Below are 3,115 nucleotides of genomic sequence, written 5' to 3'. Positions count from 1 at the left end.
TTATGCAGGATATACCTTGCACCTTCAATTTCATTATCTTTTAACAATGGAGATGATAAAGCACCTTCCACAGCTTTTAAAGCACGGTTATCACCTTCGGCTGTTGAGCTGCCCATGATAGATACGCCACTGTCTTTCATTACCGTGCGCACGTCTTTAAAGTCAACGTTGATATAGCCTGGCAAAGTAATGATCTCGGCAATACCTTTGGCAGCAGTTGTCAATATATCATCTGCTTGTGCAAAAGCAGAGCTCATGGTTAAGTTTCCAAATATCTGACGAAGCCTGTCGTTTGATATCACCAGGAAAGAATCGACATATTTTTTCAATTCTTCCAAACCGGCATCAGCCTGCATTTTACGGCGTTTGCCTTCAAATGAAAACGGCGTGGTTATAATACCTACGGTTAATATATCCATTTCGCGGGCCGCTTTGGCAATTATAGGGCTGGCACCTGTGCCAGTACCACCACCCATACCTGCTGTAATGAACAACATTTTGGTGTTAACGCCCAGCATCTGCTTAATATCGTCTATATTTTCAATAGCTGAATTTTTACCCACTTCTGGTATTGAACCGGCACCCATTCCTTCGGTTAAGCTAGCGCCTAACTGTACCTTGTTAGGTATAGGGCTTAACTCCAGCGCCTGGGCATCAGTGTTACAAATAATGAAGTCAACACCGGTTATTCCCGACCTGTACATATGGTTCACCGCGTTACCGCCGCCACCGCCAACACCAATTACTTTGATGATTGACGATTTTTCTTTTAACATCTCAAACTGCATAATCTTCGTTTTCAGCTATATGTGATTCAACCAATATTTAGATTTAACCATTGTAATAATATGACTTTTTCAACAATAGTTTTCCACAAATGTCTATAATGTGGAAAAGTTATTGGTTGTGAATAATTATCTTGTTTTTGGTATCAAGTAGTTAGTATCAAGTATCATGACAATCAATATTTTGATACAACCTTCAAAAATCTTGATACTTGATACTAACTACTTGATACTAAAATCTACTTTAAAAAGTCTTCGTCGTTTATATCGTCTTTAATAAATGTGATACTCTTTTTCAATAACCTGTCAAACAAACCGCCTTCTTTTGCTTTTGGTTCGTATTTAGGTTTCTCTGCTTTTGTTTCCGCTCCAGGGGCCGCGTTCATGTATTCTGTTTTCTGAATACCTTTTATCAGCAGACCTATACCTGTTGCAAAAGTTGGGCTTTGCAGTTCCTCGTAAATATTTTTAGGCAACACCTCGTTTTTAGCCAAATGTTCTGTTGGGTAACCCACACGGCAATCTAAACCGGTAACAAACTCAACCAACTGACGCAAATGTTTAAGTTGCGCGCCACCACCTGTAATTACTATACCGGCAATCAGTTTTTTCTCGTAGCCTGAAGATTTGATCTCGTAGTATACATGCTCCACGATTTCTTCCATACGGGCCTGGATAACGTAGGCCAGGTTTTTAACCGAGATCTCTTTTGGTTCGCGGCCACGTAAACCTGGCACACAAACAATTTCGTTCTCCTTGTTTTCGTCGGCCAGTGCAGATCCAAACCTTACTTTCAATTGCTCGGCGATGTTGCGCATTACAGAACAGCCCTCACGAATATCCTCTGTTACGCTGTTACCACCAAACGGAATTACCGCTGTATGGCGAATGATACCTTCGTGGAATATGGCCACGTCTGTAGTACCACCACCAATATCAACCAAAACCACACCGGCTTCTTTTTCCTCTTCGCTCAAAACAGATTCTGAAGAAGCCAATGGCTCTAATATCAAGTCCTGGCTATCCAGGCTGGCTTTGTTTACACATTTTACAATGTTTTTGATAGCCGTAACCTGGCCGGATATAATGTGAAAGTTAGCTTCCAGCCTTACACCTGCCATACCTATCGGGTCTTTAATACCCGGTTCGTTATCAACGGTAAACTCCTGAGGTAACACATGAATGATCTCTTCGCCCGGAGGCATCACCAGGTTGTACATATCCTCAATAAGTTTATCAATATCCTTACGGCCAATTTCTGATTGCAGATCACGTCTGGTTATTAAACCACGGTGCTGCAAGCTCTTGATATGCTGACCCGCGATACCCACAAATACCACCCTGATCTCGACATTGGATTGCGCACCGGCCACATCAACCGCCTGGGTTATGCCCTGTACTGTTTTATCAATATTTGATACCATGCCACGGGTAACACCCGCAGACTCGGCCTTGCCAATTCCTAATACCTCAATCTTCCCGTTCTTGCTCCTGCGACCAACAATGGCGCATATCTTTGTAGTCCCGATATCCAATCCTACTACAATTGGCGAACTTTTTTCTTGTGTTGAGCTTTTATCCATATTCCTAATTTATTTGAGAGCTTGTATCCTTAGTGAGTTTATTAGCATTATCCAATTTAAGGCTTGCCGCCTTAGCTGCCTTAATAGAGTCTGCTTTCATATTTTCATTCTTTATACCAACCACCTGGCCAGAGTACTTCACATTGATCATGCTGTACTTATCCCAGCCTGCCTGTGGTAATACCTTTTTATAAAAGGCCAGCAGGTTTGAAAACTTTACCTGTAACGAATCGGCATTACCGATCAATATCCGCTGGTTCCCTACACGCGGCACCAGTTCAATTTCACGATCCTTGTTTACATACAGCTGAGCCACCTGCGCGTCCCATAATGAATCCTTCCGTATAAAATCTGCCGTCAGATATAAATCTTTAGCCAGTTTAGTATGTAAAGAATCAACCTTGTTGGTAAACAGTTCGTCAATAAAACCATTCGCTACCAATACCCTCGCGGTAAAGTTTGTTGACAGCGGAATTTTTAAACCATGCTGATCAACATAAAAATCCATATCATAATGGTTCATAATACGCAGTATAGGCTGGCGCTGACTCACCTCCACCCTTAAAATGCCATCCATTTCGGTATAAACCTTGGCAAATTCAATAAATGGGTTTGCCCTAAGCTTATTTTCCAGATCCTGTATATTGATATTCTCCAACTTACGGCCTATCAGTGTATGGCTGCTGGTTTGCAATATCTGATCAACCTCTTCCTTATCAATAAAATACTGGCTGCCCGGTATGTTAA

At 41.8% G+C, this 3,115-nt stretch carries 3 protein-coding genes; all 3 read right to left on the bottom strand.

Annotation, left to right across the window (positions count from 1 at the left end):
* Positions 1-788, bottom strand: a 788-nt coding sequence (gene ftsZ / locus AAGC65_RS25585; RefSeq protein WP_343115291.1) for a cell division protein FtsZ, incomplete at its 3' end; no start/stop codon positions are given.
* Positions 789-1,024: 236 nt separating this feature from the next.
* Positions 1,025-2,368, bottom strand: a complete 1,344-nt coding sequence (gene ftsA, locus AAGC65_RS25580; RefSeq protein ID WP_343115290.1) for a cell division protein FtsA — start codon at positions 2,366-2,368, stop codon at positions 1,025-1,027.
* Positions 2,369-2,372: 4 nt separating this feature from the next.
* On the bottom strand, positions 2,373-3,115 hold a 743-nt coding region (locus AAGC65_RS25575; protein ID WP_343115289.1), incomplete at its 5' end, for a cell division protein FtsQ.

This window comes from Mucilaginibacter sp., assembly GCF_039207105.1.
In the GTDB taxonomy this organism is placed as follows: domain Bacteria; phylum Bacteroidota; class Bacteroidia; order Sphingobacteriales; family Sphingobacteriaceae; genus Mucilaginibacter.
The sequence above is the reverse complement of the archived record's forward strand: the minus strand, read 5'-3'. Positions and strand labels throughout refer to the sequence as shown.